19 protein-coding genes are annotated in these 18,531 nt (G+C 43.9%); 4 read left to right on the top strand and 15 right to left on the bottom strand.

Going from position 1 to position 18,531, the window contains the following annotated elements; all coding sequences use genetic code 11:
* Nucleotides 1-72: 72 nt before the first annotated feature.
* Nucleotides 73-2,190, bottom strand: a complete 2,118-nt coding sequence (gene fadJ, locus ACQEXU_RS00095) for a fatty acid oxidation complex subunit alpha FadJ (RefSeq protein WP_427009204.1) — start codon at nucleotides 2,188-2,190, stop codon at nucleotides 73-75.
* Nucleotides 2,190-3,497, bottom strand: a complete 1,308-nt coding sequence (fadI, locus tag ACQEXU_RS00090; protein WP_427009203.1) for an acetyl-CoA C-acyltransferase FadI — start codon at nucleotides 3,495-3,497, stop codon at nucleotides 2,190-2,192. Before fadI ends, fadJ begins: the two co-directional genes overlap by 1 nt.
* A gap of 643 nt (nucleotides 3,498-4,140) precedes the next feature.
* Here fadI and ACQEXU_RS00085 point away from each other — a divergent pair.
* The 4 genes from ACQEXU_RS00085 (at nucleotide 4,141) to ACQEXU_RS00070 (ending at nucleotide 8,477) form a co-directional block, all read left to right on the top strand.
* Nucleotides 4,141-4,647 carry a sigma-70 family RNA polymerase sigma factor gene (locus ACQEXU_RS00085; RefSeq protein ID WP_367989191.1) on the top strand — a complete coding sequence of 169 codons (507 nt, stop codon included), beginning with the start codon at nucleotides 4,141-4,143 and terminating at the stop codon, nucleotides 4,645-4,647.
* Nucleotides 4,640-5,368 (top strand): DUF3379 domain-containing protein, encoded by a 729-nt coding sequence (locus ACQEXU_RS00080; RefSeq protein WP_367986880.1) that lies wholly within the window; start codon nucleotides 4,640-4,642, stop codon nucleotides 5,366-5,368. The genes ACQEXU_RS00085 and ACQEXU_RS00080 overlap by 8 nt, the downstream gene beginning before the upstream one ends.
* 244 nt (nucleotides 5,369-5,612) lie before the next feature.
* Complete coding sequence (locus ACQEXU_RS00075; RefSeq protein ID WP_427009202.1) at nucleotides 5,613-6,905, top strand: outer membrane protein transport protein; 1,293 nt, start codon at nucleotides 5,613-5,615, stop codon at nucleotides 6,903-6,905.
* A gap of 300 nt (nucleotides 6,906-7,205) precedes the next feature.
* Complete coding sequence (locus ACQEXU_RS00070) at nucleotides 7,206-8,477, top strand: outer membrane protein transport protein (RefSeq protein ID WP_427009201.1); 1,272 nt, start codon at nucleotides 7,206-7,208, stop codon at nucleotides 8,475-8,477.
* 44 nt (nucleotides 8,478-8,521) lie between these two features.
* On the opposite strand, the gene ACQEXU_RS00065 is transcribed toward ACQEXU_RS00070, so the two are convergent.
* From ACQEXU_RS00065 to ACQEXU_RS00005, 13 genes are all read right to left on the bottom strand, one after another.
* Nucleotides 8,522-9,274 (bottom strand): MlaA family lipoprotein, encoded by a 753-nt coding sequence (locus tag ACQEXU_RS00065; RefSeq protein ID WP_427009200.1) that lies wholly within the window; start codon nucleotides 9,272-9,274, stop codon nucleotides 8,522-8,524.
* Nucleotides 9,275-9,342: 68 nt separating this feature from the next.
* Nucleotides 9,343-10,560 (bottom strand): c-type cytochrome biogenesis protein CcmI, encoded by a 1,218-nt coding sequence (ccmI, locus tag ACQEXU_RS00060; RefSeq protein WP_427009199.1) that lies wholly within the window; start codon nucleotides 10,558-10,560, stop codon nucleotides 9,343-9,345.
* The gene (locus ACQEXU_RS00055) at nucleotides 10,560-11,042 is read right to left on the bottom strand and encodes a cytochrome c-type biogenesis protein (RefSeq protein WP_367986884.1); all 483 of its coding nucleotides are present in this window, start codon (nucleotides 11,040-11,042) and stop codon (nucleotides 10,560-10,562) included. Before ACQEXU_RS00055 ends, ccmI begins: the two co-directional genes overlap by 1 nt.
* The gene (locus ACQEXU_RS00050; RefSeq protein ID WP_367986885.1) at nucleotides 11,042-11,593 is read right to left on the bottom strand and encodes a DsbE family thiol:disulfide interchange protein; all 552 of its coding nucleotides are present in this window, start codon (nucleotides 11,591-11,593) and stop codon (nucleotides 11,042-11,044) included. Before ACQEXU_RS00050 ends, ACQEXU_RS00055 begins: the two co-directional genes overlap by 1 nt.
* Complete coding sequence (locus tag ACQEXU_RS00045; RefSeq protein WP_367986886.1) at nucleotides 11,593-13,551, bottom strand: heme lyase CcmF/NrfE family subunit; 1,959 nt, start codon at nucleotides 13,549-13,551, stop codon at nucleotides 11,593-11,595. Before ACQEXU_RS00045 ends, ACQEXU_RS00050 begins: the two co-directional genes overlap by 1 nt.
* Nucleotides 13,548-14,033 (bottom strand): cytochrome c maturation protein CcmE, encoded by a 486-nt coding sequence (gene ccmE / locus ACQEXU_RS00040; protein ID WP_367986887.1) that lies wholly within the window; start codon nucleotides 14,031-14,033, stop codon nucleotides 13,548-13,550. Before ccmE ends, ACQEXU_RS00045 begins: the two co-directional genes overlap by 4 nt.
* A complete protein-coding gene (gene ccmD / locus ACQEXU_RS00035) occupies nucleotides 14,030-14,236 on the bottom strand; it encodes a heme exporter protein CcmD (protein WP_367986888.1) in 207 nt (68 codons plus the stop codon). Before ccmD ends, ccmE begins: the two co-directional genes overlap by 4 nt.
* Nucleotides 14,237-14,248: 12 nt before the next feature.
* On the bottom strand, nucleotides 14,249-14,992 hold the full coding sequence (locus tag ACQEXU_RS00030; protein WP_427009198.1) for a heme ABC transporter permease: 744 nt from the start codon (nucleotides 14,990-14,992) through the stop codon (nucleotides 14,249-14,251).
* A gap of 112 nt (nucleotides 14,993-15,104) precedes the next feature.
* Nucleotides 15,105-15,773 (bottom strand): heme exporter protein CcmB, encoded by a 669-nt coding sequence (gene ccmB, locus ACQEXU_RS00025; protein WP_367986890.1) that lies wholly within the window; start codon nucleotides 15,771-15,773, stop codon nucleotides 15,105-15,107.
* A 2-nt stretch (nucleotides 15,774-15,775) separates the two neighbouring features.
* Nucleotides 15,776-16,396: a cytochrome c biogenesis heme-transporting ATPase CcmA gene (gene ccmA / locus ACQEXU_RS00020; RefSeq protein ID WP_427009197.1), complete on the bottom strand. Its 621-nt coding sequence runs from the start codon at nucleotides 16,394-16,396 to the stop codon at nucleotides 15,776-15,778.
* A 187-nt stretch (nucleotides 16,397-16,583) separates the two neighbouring features.
* Nucleotides 16,584-17,081 carry a DUF2802 domain-containing protein gene (locus ACQEXU_RS00015; protein WP_367986892.1) on the bottom strand — a complete coding sequence of 166 codons (498 nt, stop codon included), beginning with the start codon at nucleotides 17,079-17,081 and terminating at the stop codon, nucleotides 16,584-16,586.
* Nucleotides 17,081-17,575 carry a chemotaxis protein CheW gene (locus ACQEXU_RS00010; RefSeq protein ID WP_367986893.1) on the bottom strand — a complete coding sequence of 165 codons (495 nt, stop codon included), beginning with the start codon at nucleotides 17,573-17,575 and terminating at the stop codon, nucleotides 17,081-17,083. Before ACQEXU_RS00010 ends, ACQEXU_RS00015 begins: the two co-directional genes overlap by 1 nt.
* Before the next feature lie 37 nt (nucleotides 17,576-17,612).
* Nucleotides 17,613-18,531 (bottom strand): chemotaxis protein CheW (locus tag ACQEXU_RS00005; RefSeq protein ID WP_427009196.1); only part of this gene is annotated, 919 nt, incomplete at its 5' end.

Genomic DNA, 18,531 nt, shown 5'->3' with positions numbered 1-18,531 from the left:
TTTTGATAATAACGCTCAGTCCAAAAAAAGCGAACCTTTCGGTTCGCCTATAGTGTAATCAAATAATCGGTTTTATTTGTAGAAGCGCTCTTCGAGCCCTGCTCGGGTTAACAAACCATCACATGGCGCGAACCGTTCACCGTATTTCTGGGCAAATTGATTCATCGTCTCAACCAAATTTTTTATTCCGAGTTGATCCATATAACGGAATGGCCCCCCTAAGAATGGTGGGAAACCAATACCAAAAATAGCCCCGATATCACCGTCTCTCGGGCTTCGAATGATCCCTTCATCTAGACAGCGAACCGCTTCATTCAACATCGGTAGAACACAACGCAAAGCGATATCTTCTTCAGACATTTTAGGTTCCGGCGTCAAACCAAGTAATTTATATACCGTCTTGTCGACTTCCTTTTTCTTTCCTTTATAGGTGTAAAAGCCTTTGCCGCTCTTTCGGCCTTTACGCCCATCATTGAGCAAGGTGTCAAATACATCTGGCCCCTTAAAGCGATCGCCTAGCTCATTCACTAATATAGGCATGATTTTAGCGCCAATGTCGACGCCGACCTCATCCAATAATGTGATTGGTCCAACAGGGAAACCAAAGTTGAGCAGAGAGGCGTCCAAATGTTCAATAGGCTTACCCGACATCAAAACTTGGGCTGCTTCGTTCATATATGGCGCTAAAATTCGATTTACATAAAAGCCTGCACTGTCTTTTACAACGATTGGTGTCTTGCCCTGTTTTCTCGCCAACTCAACAACGGTGGATATTGTCTCATCAGACGTTGTTTCATGAGGGATCACTTCCACAAGCGGCATTTTTTCCACTGGGCTGAAATAGTGCAGACCAATCACATTCTCAGGCCTTTCCGCTTTGGCCGCGATTTGATGGATAGGAAGCGAAGAAGTATTGGTTGCAAAAATTGTCGTCTCACCTGCATTGGCTTCAATGTCTGCAACTATTTTTTGCTTGAGGTCCAAATCTTCAAACACCGCCTCAATTACCACATCCATATGCTGAAAGCTGGTGAAATCTGTACCACCAGACAACTGCATCATGTTGGCTTCCAGTTGCGCTTTTGACAAAATACGACGCTTTTTCTGCTTTTCAAACAGTTTATAGTTGTATTTCAGTGCGTTTAGAACACCATCATTAGTTACGTCTTTGATGCGCACTGGCACTTTGGCTTTTGCCACACTCACATGACTAATACCCGCCCCCATCAAGCCACCGCCTAAAACGCCGACACGGCTTACATGCGCAGGTTGGGCATTACTACCATGCTCTTTTTTCATTTCCGTCGTAGCAAAGAAAATTGAACGTAATGCTTTTGACTCATCGGTAATGACCAACTCACCAAACCGCTCAGCTTCTAACGCTAATCCTTGCGTCATCCCTTTTTCTAAGCCATGCCGAATCACAGCCAAAATGGCATCGGCAGCCGGATAGTTTCCCCGTGTTTTTTCATGGGTTTTCTTTGCAGCTTGATCAAAAATGACTTTGCGCCCTAACCCAGTCTGTGCAACAAGCTTCTCTTTCGCAGAGCTTTGTTTGGTAAGCTTACGCTTACCTTTTTCAAGCATACTTTTTGCCACATCGAGCAAAATTGTTTCAGGAACTGAAGCATCTACCACACCAAGCTTTTTCGCTTTTTTCGCACGTAATTGTTTACCTGTCAGAATCATATCCAGTGAAGGCAGCAATCCTATAAGACGAGGGAGACGCTGCGTCCCACCAGATCCCGGCAATAATCCTAGCTGAACTTCAGGTAAACCGACCCGCGTTTTATCCGAATCACTGCACACCCGATAATCACAAGCCAGAGCCAGTTCAAGCCCTCCCCCTAGACAGGGGCCATGAATTGCTGCGACCACAGGAAACGGCAGATCCGATAGCTGCTGAAACATCTGCTGCCCTTGTGTGGCTAAAGCTTGTGCTTCTGAAGCCGACTGACATGCATCTAACATACGAACATCTGCACCAGCGATAAAATTATCCGGCTTAAGAGAATGAATGATCATCCCCTTCAACGTATCTTTTTGTTCACTTAGGCATTCAAAAATTGATTGCATCTCTTGTGCAAAAGCGGCTTGTAACGTGTTCATTTTTTCGCCGGGAACATCAATAGCTAGCCAAGCGATACGGTTGTCATCGATATTTAAAGAAAACGCTTTAACATCACTCATTATTCGACCTCCAATATCATCGCAGCACCCAAACCACCAGCAGCACAAGCGGTATTCAATGCAAGTCCACCGCCTCGACGTTTTAGCTCACGCAAAGTTTGCGTGATCATCCTAGCGCCCGTTGCGGCAAATGGATGGCCATAGGCGATTGAACCGCCAAGCACGTTGAATTTATCCATATCTATTTCACCGATGGCTTTCGTACGACCTAATTGCTCCCGTGCAAATTTTTCGCTCCCAAACATCTTCACATTTGAAAGCGTTTGAGCGGCAAACGCCTCATGCATATCAATCAACGTTAAGTCATTTAATGTAATTCCCGCTCGGTCAAGCGCAATTGGTGTCGAATAAGAAGGTCCCATCAACATGTCACTTTCAACTCCAATCGCTGAAAATGCGTATGAACGGATATATCCCATGACTTCGAGCCCAAGCTCTTTTGCTTTCCCTTCTCGCATCAACATGATGGCCGCTGCGCCATCGGTTAATGGTGTGCTGTTCGCAGCAGTGACACTACCATACTGGCGATCAAATGCTGGGCGTAGTTTGGCATATCCTTCAATGGTTGAGTCATGGCGGATATTATTATCCTGTGCAATCCATTTTTTATAAGGCGCAGGAAAAGCCGTCATCACTTCCCCTTCGATGTGGCCATCATTCCAAGCCTGAGAAGCTAAGGTATGTGAACGATGTGCAAACGCATCTTGCTCTTCACGGCTAATACCGTGTGATTTTGCCATTTGTTCAGCGGTTTGCCCCATAGAAAGCCCAGTTGAATACTCGGCAACAGCAGGAGGAACGGGCATCAAGTCTTTTAACGAAAGAGATTTTAGTAACTTAAGTTTTTGACCTAACGTCTTCGTCTTACTCAAGGCTAATAAATTCGCCGCCAGTTTTTTAGAGACGCCAATTGGTAATACTGAGGAAGAATCTGCACCGCCGGCAATACCTACATCGATACTCCCTGCCATGATACTTTCCGCGACATTCACAGCTGATTGGAAGCTCGTCGCGCAAGCACGAGTTACACTGTACGCATCGGTATGAACATGCATTCCTGTCCCCAACACAATTTCTCGTGCAATATTTGGAGCTTCAGGCATTTGCACCACCTGTCCAAACACGACTTGCTCGATTAATTTAGGGTCAATATCGGTTCTCGCGAGTAGTTCACTCACCACCATTTTGCCTAAATCAACTGCGGGTACCTGACTAAATTCGGTGCTCTGGCGCGCAAAAGGCGTTCGTAACCCAGCAACGATAGCCACACGCTCACCTCCGCGTGTTTTGACTTCCTGCTTGCCCATTGTTTCTCCTTAAAATAAGAGGTCTGACCAGAGTTATTGTAACGAAGATGTTAACGCAATCAAACAGCTGTTTGGATAAACGTGATTTAGATTGAAAATACGGCTCGTAAATCAGTGAGCAATCAGCATCAGTATGGCTAGATGACGTATGGATGAAGCGCAAATGTGCGTTTATGAGGCAAAAAAAAACCACACATAACTGTGTGGTTGGAATGTATAAAGCAATTAACTTACGCCAATTGAAATAATCAGTTTCCTGATTAGGAGAAAGTAAAGTCAGCCTTCAAAAGGAAGTGTCATCTTGCTCAACATGTTAGCCATAAAGACTAACTAGATGACAAGGTGTACTATAACGGCTGGAGCTCAGCAGATTTTGAAATAGATCAAGTTTATGTTGATTTATCTATTTCAATTCTCTTTATATGAACTTCCTGTACTAGTTTGTTGCTATTTAAGTCAATATTGGCTTATTTTTTAGTCGCTTGCTTAAATCCTACTTAGCTATTAGCAAACACAAACAAGGCTATTTTTACGAGAATCAGCCACACTAAAAATAATTAAATCACAGAGCAAGTCGGAGGCTCATGTGTCAATCGTAAATTTTTTTGGAAAGAAAAAGTCATCCACTCCGGTCAACTCGGATATGGACAGACAAAGAAAATATGAAGCGCTTGTTCGAGCCTATCATAGAGATCTATATCGATACGCATACTGGTTGTGTAAAGATCAATCCATTGCTGAAGACTTAGTTCAGGAAACGTGTCTTCGTGCGTGGAAATCACTAGATAGCTTACAAGATGAAAAGGCCGCTAAATCTTGGCTCATTACTATATTGAGACGTGAAAATGCCCGCCGCTTCGAACGAAAACAACTTGATTTGGTTGATATCGATGATTTTGGCAATGATGCTAAGGTCAGTGATGAGCCTCACCACCGTAGTGAGTGGGTTCAAGCCCAAATCATGAAATTGGAAGATGATTATCGCGAACCGTTATTTCTTCAAGTCGTTGGTGGCTTTAGTGGAGAAGAAATTGGTCAGATACTCAATCTGAATAAAAACACGGTAATGACGCGTCTATTTAGAGCTCGCAATCAGCTCAAAGAGATGTTGGATTCCGAAAACGGCCAGAGAGGGCAGCAAAATGGATGATTTAGAGTTTCGCCGCCGAATTATGTCCGATCCAAAGAAACGGGATAACGACATACTAGAAGCTATTCGCTCAAGTGAAAAAAATAGCAAATTTGTCGATGACATCATGGATCTAGACGCTCAAATTGCGAAGGCAATGAATGTCGATGTCCCCGATGATTTGGCAGATAGGATCTTATTCAACCAAACATCAGCACCTGAAAACAACGTTGTTAAGCCTAACTTTGCACGTAAAGCCATGGCAATGGCTGCCTCTGTTGCATTTGTTGCTGGCTTATTGGTTGGGCAGATCAATTGGGGAAATGTCATTGTTTCTCCGGCTCAAGCAAGCCTTGCCAATACGGCAGTACAACATGTTTTGGATGAAAACGCCTTTATCGCGCCGTTAGATGAACAAGTAAACGTGTCTCAAATCAATGCGAAAATGCAACCATTTGCAAAAGAGTTAGATAACGATTTTCCGTACCACGTGTACTACCTCAACCACTGTGGTTTTGGAGATTCACACGCTGTCCATATGGTATTTAAAGGCGTTGAAGGCAAAGTCACTTTGTTTCTAACCCCGACACCATCAAAATCTACCTTTGATTTTGAAAAACAAGGCATGTCAGGCATTGTAGAACCCGTAGGCAATAACAGCATGATCATCGTAGGTGAACAAGGTGAAGATGTCGCCAAAATTGCCGAAAGAATAGCTAAAATCATCAAACCTATGGGCTAATTCAAAATGGGTTATAGCGTCATGCTTTAGCCCATTCTTTACTCACAAAAATAGAGCCAAAACTCTAAAAAGACGCATATTCCAGCACATTCTTGCCAAATACACATCATTTCAGCAATTTTCCCTTCAAACTAGACAATGGTCGGATTTCTATATTCTATACTTGCGTCTAGGATCAGCCCCCAACTGAGCATTTGCTCAAATATATCGCCCACATAGAGGCGAAATAGAAAAGGAAAACAAAATGAACAACTCGCGTCTGTTTAAAAAGTCGCTTTTAGCAGTGACAATCACAACCGCAACACTAGCCTCTCAGCACGCTCTCGCTGCAGGCTTCCAGCTCAACGCTCAATCTGCGACAGGTATTGGCCGTGCCTTTGCCGGTGATGCTGTTATTGCAGACAACGCGTCTGTAATGGCTCGTAACCCAGCAGCAATGGCTCTATTTGACAAAATGGAGCTATCTCTAGGTTTTGAGAGCATCACTTCAATGATTGAAGTAAAAGATGCATCTTATACGACATTTGGTGGCGCAGTACCAGTCTCTGATACTGATGATGTAGGCGATACGTCTATCGCACCAAATATCCACCTTATCGTACCTGTAAACGACAAATTCGCTTGGGGCGTTAACGCTTACTCAAATTTCGGTACTAAAACTGAATTCTCAGACGACTATGTAGCAACCGAATTTGGTGGTTTAACTGACGTTAAAAGTTTTAACTTAGGTCTTGCCGCTTCTTATCGTGCTAGCGAGAAACTAAGTGTAGGTGCGGGTCTTGATATCATCTATGGTCAAGGCACAATGAAACGAGTTGCAGGAAACTCTTTCCAACCTTTAGATTTGAATGGACAGCCACTTCTTGATGTTGATAAAGCAGACGGTTGGGCACTTGGTTTTAACTTCGGTACTGTTTATGAGCTAGACGAAAACAATCGATTCGGTCTTTCTTACCGCTACAGCCCAGAATTTGAAGCGAAAGATGACAAAGGTCAAAAAATCACTCTTCCTTTACCAGATATGGCAGAGTTTTCAGGCTTCCACAAAATCGAAGACACTCAGTTCGCAGTTCACTATAGCGTACAGTGGATTGGTTGGGGTGCATTTGACCAAATCGAATTCGAAAACCTGCAAGACTCTTTGTTAACTGGCAGCTACAACAAAAACTACCAATGGCAAGATGGCTGGCACTACGCAATCGGTGGTACGTACTACTTGAATAGCGATTGGACACTACGTACTGGTTATATGTACGATACCAGTGCACAAGACAGTGTGACTTCGATATCAGTTCCTGACTCAGATCGTCAATGGTTCTCTGCTGGTTTTACCTACCATATTGATGATGCTTCAAACATCGACTTTGGCTTTACGTACTTACTAGGTAAAGACGTAGATGTTAATGAATCAACTCCTAACCCTGCTTACGGTTCTGGAGCTCCTGTAATTGGTGACATTCCAAATATCTCTGGAGTTTCAGCAACAACACGTGCAAATGCAATCCTAGTCGGCTTACAATACAGCCGCAGCTTCTAAGCACTGTTGCAACATTGTTGATCGATACAAAGGGCTGGTTTTCCAGCCCTTTTTTGTTTTCTACCTTACTAAATATTTTTAACTGAGCGTACAGCTGTATTGAAATCGCCTTATTTCAAACTACGACTGTACGCTGAATCAAATCATTCACGCCTAGCAACTCAGACTTTATAACTACAAATGACCCATTGGTTAGATAATAACTCCAAAAAATAGCAATACAGTGTTTTTAATTTTTAAAGCTTTTGCTCTAACCTTATTATCGCGTCACTCAAAACAGTACATTCAGCGAACATAATAATGAAATCAAATAAATCCCTTGTTTCCGTAGCGGTTGCCTTTGGCCTCGTTACTGCTTCTACTTCAGTAACTGCTGCGGGCTTCCAGCTTGCAGAATATTCAGCAACCGGTCTTGGCCGTGCTTATGCTGGTGAAGCAGCAATGGCAGATAATGCCAGCGCACAATGGCGTAACCCTGCAATGCTGACGTACTTAGGAGGTACACAGATCTCCGTCGGTGCAATCTATGTGAATCCGAACCTAGACGTTGAGGGAGAAATCAACGGTGCACTACCTACTTCATCTTCAGACTTTGCTAATGATGCAGTCATTCCAAACTTTTACCTTTCCCACCAACTAAATGATAAGTGGGCACTTGGCTTTGCACTTGGTACCAACTATGGCATGGAAACCAAACTAGGAAGCGATTTTGCCGCAACACACTTTGGCAACGAAGCTATGGTAAAAACCGTCGAAGCAAACACGAATATTGCATACAAAGTTGATGAACGTATTAGCATTGGTGGTGGTATTCGCTTTGTAACGGGCGAAGGCCATTTTGGCGCGACTTCTCCAGCACAAACGCCACTTCCAACGGGCACCACCCTAAAATATATGGAAGGTGATGATACAGCCTGGGGTTGGCAAATCGGTGCGGCATGGCAGATTAACGAAAATCATCGTATCGGCCTGAGCTATAAATCAGAAGTAGAGCTTAGCCTTTCAGGCACAGCAAAACTGTTTGATAAAAATAGCTTGTCCGTACTTAACGACACGGGTTCGATGGATTTGGAATTACCAGCAACAGCAGAACTCGCTAGTTACCATCAATTGACCGAAGACTTAGCCGTACATTTTGGGGTTAACTGGACAGATTGGAGCAGCTTTAAAGAGCTGTATGCAGATCTCAACACTTTGCCTTCACAAACCGTAAAAGTGGAAAATTGGGAAGACAACTACCGCTTTGCTATGGGTGCTACTTACCAAGTTCTGCCTGAACTTGCGGTTCGTACTGGTGTAGCCTACGACACTTCAGCAGTAAGTGATCAAAACCGCACGATCACTATCCCTGAGACAGATCGTACATGGCTAAGTGTTGGTGCCACTTACGACTTCACAGCACAATTCTCACTGGACGCAGGCTTTACTTACATTTTTGCTAAAGATGCTGACATCAAAGAATCTCGTGGTTACCCATCCGACGATATTGCTCAGGCAATCGGTGGTCAATTCACAGGAACAACATCTGGTAATGTGTGGCTGATTGGCTTACAAGCGAATTACACATTCTAATACTCGATGCACAAAAAAGGCTTGGTAATCCCAAGCCTTTTTTATTATTCAAATTCTTCATCAAGATAATCATCGAGGAACGCTTCTTCATCCTCATCATAATCGTCAACTTGAATCTCTGCTTTGTAATCTTGCCTTTGTATATAGACATCACGAGTTAACGCATACGGATCTGGAGAGTTATCGAGTAAAGCTTCTTGCGACACTAATGCTGCTCGAGTTTCCATTCCCTCAAGTGCCCATTTGCCTAAACCTGCCCAAAAATTCAGATAAGAAAGCGGCGCATACAAACCATCAACCACATCCGCTGTTTCACGCACTGTCCACGGACCATAGCCCGGTACCATCACGTAAGGCCCATTCCCTACACCGTGGTGACCAACAGCATCACCAAATGCTTTTTCACCATGGTCAGTAATTCCTGCCTCTGAGGCAATATCGATTAAACCAAGCAGGCCAAAGGTTGAGTTAATCCAGAAACGATTGAAATGATCTAATGCTTTTTCACCATTGCCCATCAACAAGTTGTTGATCATGCTTGCTGGCTCATCTAAGTTACCTAGGAAATTAGCCACGCCCGTACGTATTGGCGTCGGTACATAATCAACATACGCTAATGATACAGGCTTCACCAAATACGGATCTAAGTAGTCGTAGTTGATGGTCCACATCGTTCGGTTAAATCCTTCTAAGGGATCATTCGTCCCTGCATTTTGTTCATCTGGCACACTTGAACATCCTCCAAGCGCCACTATTGCCAATAGAACGAGCCACATCCGTGATTTCATTTTTGTCATTATTATTTCCGATAAAAAAAGGCCGATGTAAACACCGGCCTTAGCTAACAATTTATAAATCGTATCTATTAATAACGATTATTAATTATTACTTCAACTGGTTCCCCAAGTTTAACGGCTTCGCTCTCTCCAAACCAGTCCCCTTCGCGAGTTGCGACGTTACCGTCATTGTCGATTCGTACGCGAACCATCAATTCTTCCAAATCGGAGAGCTTGCTGCCCTGCATCATGCTGTTACCGTCATCCAGAGCCACAGTTCGAGGAAATGTACCTACTGGGTAACGCGCAGCCGCAACTGGCATTGGAGAACCGTCAGCGCGATGAACTGAAACGATCAACGCGGCATTTGGATCTGCTTCTACTTGCTCTCCAAGCTGGATAGTTACAGAGACCGTCTTTCCAGCATTTATATTCTCACCCATCTGTTTTTTTGCACTTTCGATACTTCGGCTAAGCATTTCATAACGACTGTCTTTTGGACCAATCATTTGTTGCATAATGCTCCAGTAACGGATCGCAGCAGGGAAATCTTTACGCTCGAATGCATCAAAAGCCAGCAACGAAAATACACGTAAATCGACATAGTCTTCTTGAACAAGCTTACCAAGTATGCCACGCGCCTGCTCTTGGTCGATGTCATCTTGTGAGAGCATTAAGGCTTGTGCATAGCCCAATTTAACATCGGCATCTTCTGGCTCAAGCTTGTATGCTTTCTTCATCGAACCAATGGCGGTTTCAACATCTCGGTTCGCTAATGCAATACGTCCAAGCAGTAACCAGCCTGTCGAATCATCTGGCTGATAATGAAGGCGAGTGCGCAAAGCTAAAGTTAGATCCGCCATTTCATCGTCCGTCAAAGCTGCGCCTTCAGGAGACATCAGCTTCTTAGACAGTGCGGGTAAGTTTGCACTCACTTGCTGCCATTCGATCACTTTATCGGACGCACCAAATTTCATGTACATGCCGTAAGATAAAACAATCACCAACAACATCGACGGAACGAAGACCGCGATCGGTGATACCAACTGGGCTTTCTCAAGCTTATTGTCCGCTGGAATATCATCCAGTAATGACTGTTTGAGGTCTGCTATCAAGTCTTGCTGGTTCTCAACTAGACCTTCTTCAGTTTCCTCTTCTAGCTCAGAAAGTCGGTCTTTATAAAAAGCTTTGTTTAATTCGTCACGCAGTGCATCGTCATTGTTTGCTTTCTTTCTGAGAATAGGGAGCGCAATCAATGCACAGCTCAGTACTACGATAAGAACTGACGAAATCCAAAATAAAGTCATTATTGCTTATCTCCATCATTCTTATCATCTAGCAACGAATTTAGGCGGGCTTCCTTTTCTTCATCCCACTTTTCTTCTGTTTCAACGGCCTTTTTCTTACCTTTTCGGCTTCTTACAACAATAAAGCCAAAACCAATCAGCAGGACTGAAATAGGGCCAAGCCAAAGCACTGAAGTTGCGATAGTGAATGGTGGATTGTAAGTCACAAAATTCCCATAACGAGCAATCATGTAATCCACGATTTCTTGCTTAGATTTGCCCTCTTTCGTCATTTCATAGACTTTTTGACGTAAATCCTGCGCAAGTTCCGCATTAGAATCTGCAATCGTATTATTTTGACACTTAGGGCAACGCAGTGTGTTGCCCAGATCTTTAAACTGAAGCTCCTGTTCAAGGTTCTCGAACTCGTACACTTCGATCGCTGCTGACGCCGTCATTGAAAATGCAAACATGGCCAACAATGCTAGAATTACCTTCTTCATTATTTGGCCTCCGCTAGCATTTGCTCATATTTTGCCTTTAATGTCTCTTCCCAATTGCGAGGGTTCACATCACCGACATGGCGATAACGAATAACACCATTAGCATCAATTAGGAACGTCTCTGGTGCACCATATACACCAAGATCAAGACCCAACATACCGTTGCCATCAAATAAGCTAATGAGATAAGGGTTGCCCAATTCATTAAGCCATTGGATCGCCTTGTCACGCTGATCTTTATAGTTCATGCCGATGATTTTGACGCCTTGACCCGCTAATTCATTCAAGTATTGGTGTTCGGCATAACACGTTGGGCACCAAGTTGCCCAAACATTAAGCAATAATGGCTCACCCTTGAAGATAGATTGATCATAAAGCTTACCCGGTTCCGCCAAGTCTTCTAGACGGAACTGAGGAACAGGTTTACCAATGAGTACGGATTCCAGTTTGGTCGGGTCATCCCCATCAGAATTACGTACCAACTGCGTTGCAAAAACCGCTACCAATACTAGAAAGGCACCTAACGGAATAAAGAGTAACTTCTTATTCATTATGCTTCTCCTTGTTTTGCAGTTTTGCGGAAACGGTAGCGTTTATCACTAATCGCAATCGCACCACCTAATGCCATTAACAATGAACCGGCCCAAATCCAACGAACAAATGGTTTGTAGTAAATACGAACGGCCCAAGACTTGTTATCGTCCAAACGCTCACCCATCGCAATATACAAGTCACGTGTGATACCTCGATCGATTGCTGCTTCAGTCATCATTGAACGAGCAGTACGATAGAAGCGTTTTTCCGCATGAAGAGTATTGACGTAAGTGCCATTTTGAGTGATTTCAAAATCAGCGATATAACCATCATAGTTAGGACCATCTTTGTCTCGAAGGCCGGCAAAGTAGAAGTCATAGCCTTGAATTTTAAAGTGCTCGCCCGGCGCCAAACGCACATCTCGCTCAATACTGTAGTTTTGAACCATCGCGATACCAATAATGGTAACAGCTAAACCGATGTGGCCAAGCATCATCGCCCAGTGACTACGTTGTAGCTTTCTCACTCCAGTCACAAAGTCATGGCGGTGAGTTGCACGTTGGTGTAGCTCATAGCCATGCATTGTGATGATCCAGATCGCCATCACCCAACCGATATAAGCCATTGCAGTAAAATGTGCTGAGAGCAGGGCAACAAACACGCCAGCAAGTACAAATGAAAGCGCACCTGAGATAGCCATTGGCTTAAGCAACGTAGAAAGGCTGTCGCGTTTCCAACGAATAAGTGGACCGATACCCAGTAAGAACGAGAACGGGATCATCAACCAAGCAAACAGCATGTCAAAGAAAGGAGCACCGATAGAAACAGAACCTAGACCAATCTGCTTGTGTACTAAAGGAAGTAGAGTACCCACTAATACAACCACAAGGGCTGCAATCAAAAGAACGTTATTTGCTAGCAGAGCATTTTCACGAGATACCAACTCAAAGTTACCACGAACTCGTACCGACGCACCTTTTAGAGCAAACAGCAGTAATGATCCACCAATCACAAAGACGAGGAAACCTAAGATGAACATACCTCGGGATGGATCAGAGGCAAACGCATGAACCGAAACCAAAATCCCGGAACGCACTAAGAATGTACCAAGTAAACTCAAAGAGAATGCAGAAATAGCCAGCAACACTGTCCACGCTTTAAACGTCCCGCGCTTTTCAGTGACAGCAAGTGAGTGCATTAAAGCAGTACCAGCAAGCCACGGCATGAATGAAGCATTTTCAACTGGATCCCAGAACCACCAGCCACCCCAGCCTAGCTCGTAATATGCCCACCATGAACCTAGAGCGATACCCAGCGTCAAAAAGAGCCATGCAGCGGTTGTCCAAGGACGAGACCAACGGGCCCATGCGGTATCAAGGCGACCTGTCATTAGCGACGCAATAGCAAATGAGAAAGCCACTGAGAAACCAACATAACCCATGTACAGCATTGGTGGGTGAATGATCAAACCAGGGTCTTGCAACAATGGGTTTAGATCTCGCCCATCAACCGGAAAGAAAGGCAGCGTGCGTAAGAATGGATTCGAGGTAACAATGATGAAAAGCAGGAAGCCAACACTGATCATCCCCATCACACCGAGCACACGAGCCACCGATTCTTGTGGCATTCCACGGCTATAGGTCGCGACAGCAACAGTCCATGCGGCTTGAATTAACACCCAAAGTAGCAAAGAGCCTTCATGAGCCCCCCAAACCGCGGTTAAGCGGTAGTACCAAGGGAGCTGGCTATTTGAGTTACTCGCTACATATTGCAGTGTAAAATCGTTGGTATAAAACGCCCATAATAAGATGCCAAATGACAACGCTAACAGTAGGAACATCCCCCAAGACAACGGTCTTGCGGTATTCATGAGCATTGTATTGTTTTTAGATGCACCAATTAGCGGCAGTATGCTGAGCAAGACTGCCATCGCCAACGAGGCGATCATCGCAAAGTGACCAATTTCAGCAATCATTGACCGCTTCCTTGTTTTTGTTGTTCTGTATATTTAAGCGGTTCGTGAGTTTTCTTCATCGCTTCCGCAACTTCAGGTGGCATGTATTCTTCATCGTGTTTAGCAAGCACTTCAAATGCTTCAACAGTGGTTGCATCTTTTAACACACCTTGGGCGACAATGCCCTGCCCTTCACGGAACAGATCAGGAAGGATACCGTCGTAAACAATCGTCACTTTTGGACCGACATCATGCAGATCAAACGAAACTCTCAGAGATTCGGCATCACGCTTCACAGAACCTTCAACGACCATTCCGCCGATACGTAGACGCTGACCAACTTCTGGTTTCGTGCCGTCTGGCTTACCATTGACTAATTCTGTTGGTGTATAGAACAGGTCCATATTTTGATTTAGCGCATAAAGCATCAAACCAATTGTGGCACTAATACCAATGAAAATAGCCAGAACAATACCGAGCCTCTTTTTACGTCTTGGGTTCATAGAGTGTTCTCCAGATTTTTTGCTGCTTCAATTCGCGCTTGACGATCGACTTTCGCCTGAACTTCATTCAGCAAAGCTTTACCACGACGTACGCTCACAATAAGTAGAATAAACATTGATAGAAAGGTGATACCAAACGCACCCCAAACATAAGAGGCATAACCACCCATCGCGAAAAACTCACTCAGAGATTCAAAATGCATAATTTAATTCCTTCACTGAGATTTCTTAGTAGCTAATTCGATAACCCAAGGGCGGTGGCTTTCTTTACTAATGATTTCATTGCGTAAGCGAACCATGGTTAGAGAACCAAAAAAGAACGCAAAGCCAAAGATATTCAACAGTAGCGGCCAAAGCATATCGCTTGAGATTGAAGGTTTTTCGAATTTAGTAATCGTTGCACCTTGATGAAGGGTATTCCACCATTCAACTGAGAAGTGAATAATTGGCAGGTTTACCACACCAACAATCGCAAGAATCCCCGCAGCTTTCGCCGCCGTTTTTTGATCGTCAAATGCGTGATAAAGCGCGATTACGCCAAGATAAAGGAATAGAAGAATGAGCTCTGATGTTAGACGTGCATCCCATACCCACCAAGTCCCCCACATTGGTTTACCCCAAATCGCTCCGGTAAGGAGAGCAATAAAGGTATAAACTGCACCAATCGGAGCCATCGCAGCCGCTGCCATATTAGACAGTTTCACCTGCCAAACTAAGCCAATAAAAGCGGCGATGGCCATCGACATATATACACCCATAGACCAAATTGCCGATGGAACATGAATGTAAATGATTCTGAAACTGTCACCTTGTTGGTAATCTGAAGGCGCAAAAGCAAGCCCCCAAACCGTACCAACAGATAAACAGAGAAGGGCCAATATAGAGAACCAAGGTAACAACTTACCGCTGAGCTGGTAGGTTGCTTCGGGTTTGGCATAGGGATGGAGCCATTTCCACATTATTATTCTCACTCTTTACTTCGTTTTGTCTCACGTTCCGACAACGTATCGAGACTATTTTTAGTTTTGTAATTTATAGAAAAGGGGATTTTTCGTGCTTGATCAAAAACAATTAATTAACACTTACTCGAAGAGCCGCGCTAATTGCAAACGGTGTTAATGTTAAAGCACCCATAAACATCGCCCCTAGAATTGCTAACTGCCCGTTATATGCCATTCCTAGTGAAGCGGCATCAATAGCGGACGTAGCAAAAATCAAAATTGGAATATATAGCGGCAGGATAAGCAGACTTAGCAACACCCCACCTTTTTGTAATCCTACCGTTAAGGCAACTCCAATTGCACCGATAAAGCTTAATGTTGGTGTACCAACCACCAGAGTAAGTACGACAGCCAACCAAGTATTAAAGTCTAGTGATAACAACACTGCGAGTAATGGGCTGATTAAAATAAGCGGTAACCCAGTTAGAACCCAGTGAGCAATGACTTTGGAGATAACTACTACAGGTAGTGGGACAGGCATCAACATCATTTGTTCCAATGCACCATCTTGAAAGTCATCTCGAAATAATCGTTCAAGTGAAAGTAGCGCAGACAGTAACGCCGCCACCCATACGATGCCAGCTGCTATTCGAGCTAACAAATTCGGCTCTGGGCCAATACTCAATGGGAAAAGCGTGATAACAATAATAAAGAACCACAATGGGTTAAGGACGTCGGCTTGTCGGCGAAATGCAATTAACAGCTCACGGCGAACAATACTGTTCATAATTGAAAACATGTTTAGTCACCTAGTTTTATTTTTCTTAATTTTGGGTTGTCGGCGAACATATCTTGGTGTGTTGTTAATACGACAATGCCATCATTTTCAGCGTGACTAAGAAACAACGACTCAAGCACTTTAACACCTTGCTTATCAATCGCAGTCAAGGGTTCATCTAGAATCCACAATTTTTGTTCACTGAGCCATAGCCTTGCCAAGGCAACACGTCGTTGTTGCCCTGCTGACAACTTTGCAACAGGAACATCTTCACGCCCTGCAAGCCCCACTTTGGTTAATGCACCATAGATTGTATCTCGACTGACCAAGTTCTTTGAATGCACACTCATATAAAAATGAAGGTTTTCATAGGCAGTAAGTTCTCGTTTAACGCCCGTCTGGTGACCTAAGAACAGCAAATCTTGATGATAAGCATCTCGATTAGATTCGATATTCTCACCATTCCAGCTTATCTCTCCCTCATCACGATCACCCAAGCCGGCAACGATACGTAAGAGTGTTGTTTTACCCGTACCATTGCGTCCCTCAATTTGAACTAATTCACCAGAAGAAATAGAAAAGGAAAGGGATTCAAACAGAACTCTTTCATCACGGATAGCGGTAAGCTGATTAACTTCTAACATGTGGAACTACTATGAAAAATTCGAGCTCTTATCTTAACACAGCCAATTTGCTTCGAAATAGCATAAGACCTTTACGAGTCACGAAACTAAGTAAGAATCTGTTAATAATTAATCACTTTTCTTCGCAATTAACCACAAAGTGTTACGAAGGGCACAAAAAAAGGGATACATTGCGTATCCCTTATTATTACTTTCTGATCCCACTACGCCGATATGGCTGAGTGGTGGCTCTTTCTGGATTACCTTCTAATGGCGGAATTTTCTCTTTGCCAGCAATTTTCTTTTGCAGTGACATCATGAGCTCAGCTTCAGCTTTTGGTAACTCACATTCTTGAATTAACTCATTGACGTCGGCACCCAGTTGAACCATTTTACTGGCCCGAGAATACAATCGACCATCACTGTCAGCTTGCTCAAGTTCAGTAATGCGCTCATTAAGATGCTGGATAATATCCTGCTGCTCACTAACGCGCTGCCCCAAACCAACAACAACAGAACGAACTTCCAAAATCTGTTTGTTCGCTTTCTGTAACTCTTTATCCAGTGCTCGATTCTGTTGCCTTAGATGATCCGAGATCGATGTCTGTTTTCTCTTTAAACGAAATAACGCTAAAGCAATAACAAGGACAACAAGCACTACTGCTCCAGCAATTACTGGAGCGCTGGTAATCCACTCATTAACCATTATAGGTGAGCCATTTCATCCCATTCTTCATCCGTAAGAAGCTTATTAAGATCAACCAAGATTAGCAGCTTACCGTCACGGTTGCTTACACCTTGAATAAACTTAGCACTCTCATCGGTACCAACACTTGGTGTAGTGTCAATTTCAGACGCACGAAGGTACACAACTTCCGCAACGCTGTCTACAAGGATACCAATAACCTGATGCTCTGACTCAATCACAATAATACGAGTATTATCAGTAATTTCACCTTCCATTAGACCAAAACGAGAACGTGTATCGATAACTGTAACAACGTTGCCTCGAAGGTTAATGATGCCTAAAACATAATCTGGTGCACCAGGTACAGGGGCAATTTCGGTATAACGTAGAACCTCACGCACCTGCATTACATTAATACCGTAAGTTTCTTCTTCCAGTTGGAACGTCACCCACTGAAGTACTTCGTCATTTGACTGATCTTTTCTTACTTCGACTTCATTAGTTTGAGACATACCTTTTCCTCTCTGAGCCATTTCTGGCATGAACGTATTATTTCTCTAGTGCTTTGACATCAAGCCCTGCATTAAGCATAGCTATCAAAGCTTCGACATGGATCAAAGCACACATTTTTTCTTTAACCATTCCGGCAAGCCAAGGCCGTTTACCCGCCTTTTCTCGCCAACGAACTTTTTCGATTTCTAAAAGCTCGGTTCCTTTTAATTCCGAACTGGCTAGCCCCCACATACTTTCGCCTAACATGACGATGTATTGATAGCCGTCTTTATAACTGTCATCGGTCAATTTTTCGGACATTACCCACTTGGCAGTATCGACTACATCAAGCTGGTTATCTCGATTCGTCTGTAGCCCCAAATACCATGGTGGACGTCCAATCAGATGACTAAGTTCTCCCATTTGATGGATACCACCCAACTCATCTAATGGAACGGCAAATGTGACACCATTGACCTCAAAGTACAGAACTTGGAATGACTCACTCCTTTCTGTGCTGTGCCACTGCTTGAGATCTTGTCCACCAGCTTGAGTTTCTAACTCTGTCGTTAACTCAACATCCTCAATAACAACTTGCTCCGCAGCTGGTTCAACAGGCTCGCCCGCAATTTCGACCACCGATTCTGAGGATACTTCTGGTTCAACAAACTCCGGCACTTCCCAATCTTGAATCTCTTCAACTTCAGTTTGAACGGCAATCTGAGCGGTGTTTTGCTCCATAACCTCTTCAAGATCGAGTTCTGCGACTGGGTTTGTCGATTCCAGTTGCTTCAGTAGCCGCTCGACATCATCCAAATTAGGAAGTTCAAGCTCTTCAGCCTGAGGATGGTAGTAACTTTTTTCATCCACAGACTGCAGCATGGGCTCCAACTTATACTGCTCTGGCTCTGGCTCTGGCTCTGGCTCTGGCTCTGGCTCTGGCTCTGGCTCTGGCTCTGGCTCTGGCTCTGGCTCT

The sequence above is a fragment of the Vibrio sp. TRT 21S02 genome (genome assembly GCF_050113675.1).
GTDB lineage: Bacteria > Pseudomonadota > Gammaproteobacteria > Enterobacterales > Vibrionaceae > Vibrio.
Note: the sequence above shows the minus strand (reverse complement) of the source record. Positions and strands in the feature narration are given on the sequence as shown.

Bases quoted from the DNA above. Each gene is read 5' to 3' on its own strand.
- ACQEXU_RS00080 (WP_367986880.1), top strand. From the start codon at position 4,640: ATGGATGATTTAGAGTTTCGCCGCCGAATTATGTCCGATCCAAAGAAA.
- ACQEXU_RS00085 (WP_367989191.1), top strand. From the start codon at position 4,141: ATGGACAGACAAAGAAAATATGAAGCGCTTGTTCGAGCCTATCATAGA.
- ccmA (WP_427009197.1), bottom strand. From the start codon at position 16,396: ATGTTAGAAGTTAATCAGCTTACCGCTATCCGTGATGAAAGAGTTCTG.
- ACQEXU_RS00030 (WP_427009198.1), bottom strand. From the start codon at position 14,992: ATGTGGAAATGGCTCCATCCCTATGCCAAACCCGAAGCAACCTACCAG.
- ccmI (WP_427009199.1), bottom strand. From the start codon at position 10,560: ATGACTTTATTTTGGATTTCGTCAGTTCTTATCGTAGTACTGAGCTGT.
- ACQEXU_RS00070 (WP_427009201.1), top strand. From the start codon at position 7,206: ATGAAATCAAATAAATCCCTTGTTTCCGTAGCGGTTGCCTTTGGCCTC.
- ACQEXU_RS00010 (WP_367986893.1), bottom strand. From the start codon at position 17,575: ATGTCTCAAACTAATGAAGTCGAAGTAAGAAAAGATCAGTCAAATGAC.
- ACQEXU_RS00075 (WP_427009202.1), top strand. From the start codon at position 5,613: ATGAACAACTCGCGTCTGTTTAAAAAGTCGCTTTTAGCAGTGACAATC.
- ACQEXU_RS00065 (WP_427009200.1), bottom strand. From the start codon at position 9,274: ATGACAAAAATGAAATCACGGATGTGGCTCGTTCTATTGGCAATAGTG.
- ccmB (WP_367986890.1), bottom strand. From the start codon at position 15,773: ATGTTTTCAATTATGAACAGTATTGTTCGCCGTGAGCTGTTAATTGCA.
- ccmD (WP_367986888.1), bottom strand. From the start codon at position 14,236: ATGCATTTTGAATCTCTGAGTGAGTTTTTCGCGATGGGTGGTTATGCC.
- fadI (WP_427009203.1), bottom strand. From the start codon at position 3,497: ATGGGCAAGCAGGAAGTCAAAACACGCGGAGGTGAGCGTGTGGCTATC.
- ACQEXU_RS00015 (WP_367986892.1), bottom strand. From the start codon at position 17,081: ATGGTTAATGAGTGGATTACCAGCGCTCCAGTAATTGCTGGAGCAGTA.
- ACQEXU_RS00050 (WP_367986885.1), bottom strand. From the start codon at position 11,593: ATGAATAAGAAGTTACTCTTTATTCCGTTAGGTGCCTTTCTAGTATTG.
- ACQEXU_RS00055 (WP_367986884.1), bottom strand. From the start codon at position 11,042: ATGAAGAAGGTAATTCTAGCATTGTTGGCCATGTTTGCATTTTCAATG.
- fadJ (WP_427009204.1), bottom strand. From the start codon at position 2,190: ATGAGTGATGTTAAAGCGTTTTCTTTAAATATCGATGACAACCGTATC.
- ACQEXU_RS00045 (WP_367986886.1), bottom strand. From the start codon at position 13,551: ATGATTGCTGAAATTGGTCACTTTGCGATGATCGCCTCGTTGGCGATG.
- ccmE (WP_367986887.1), bottom strand. From the start codon at position 14,033: ATGAACCCAAGACGTAAAAAGAGGCTCGGTATTGTTCTGGCTATTTTC.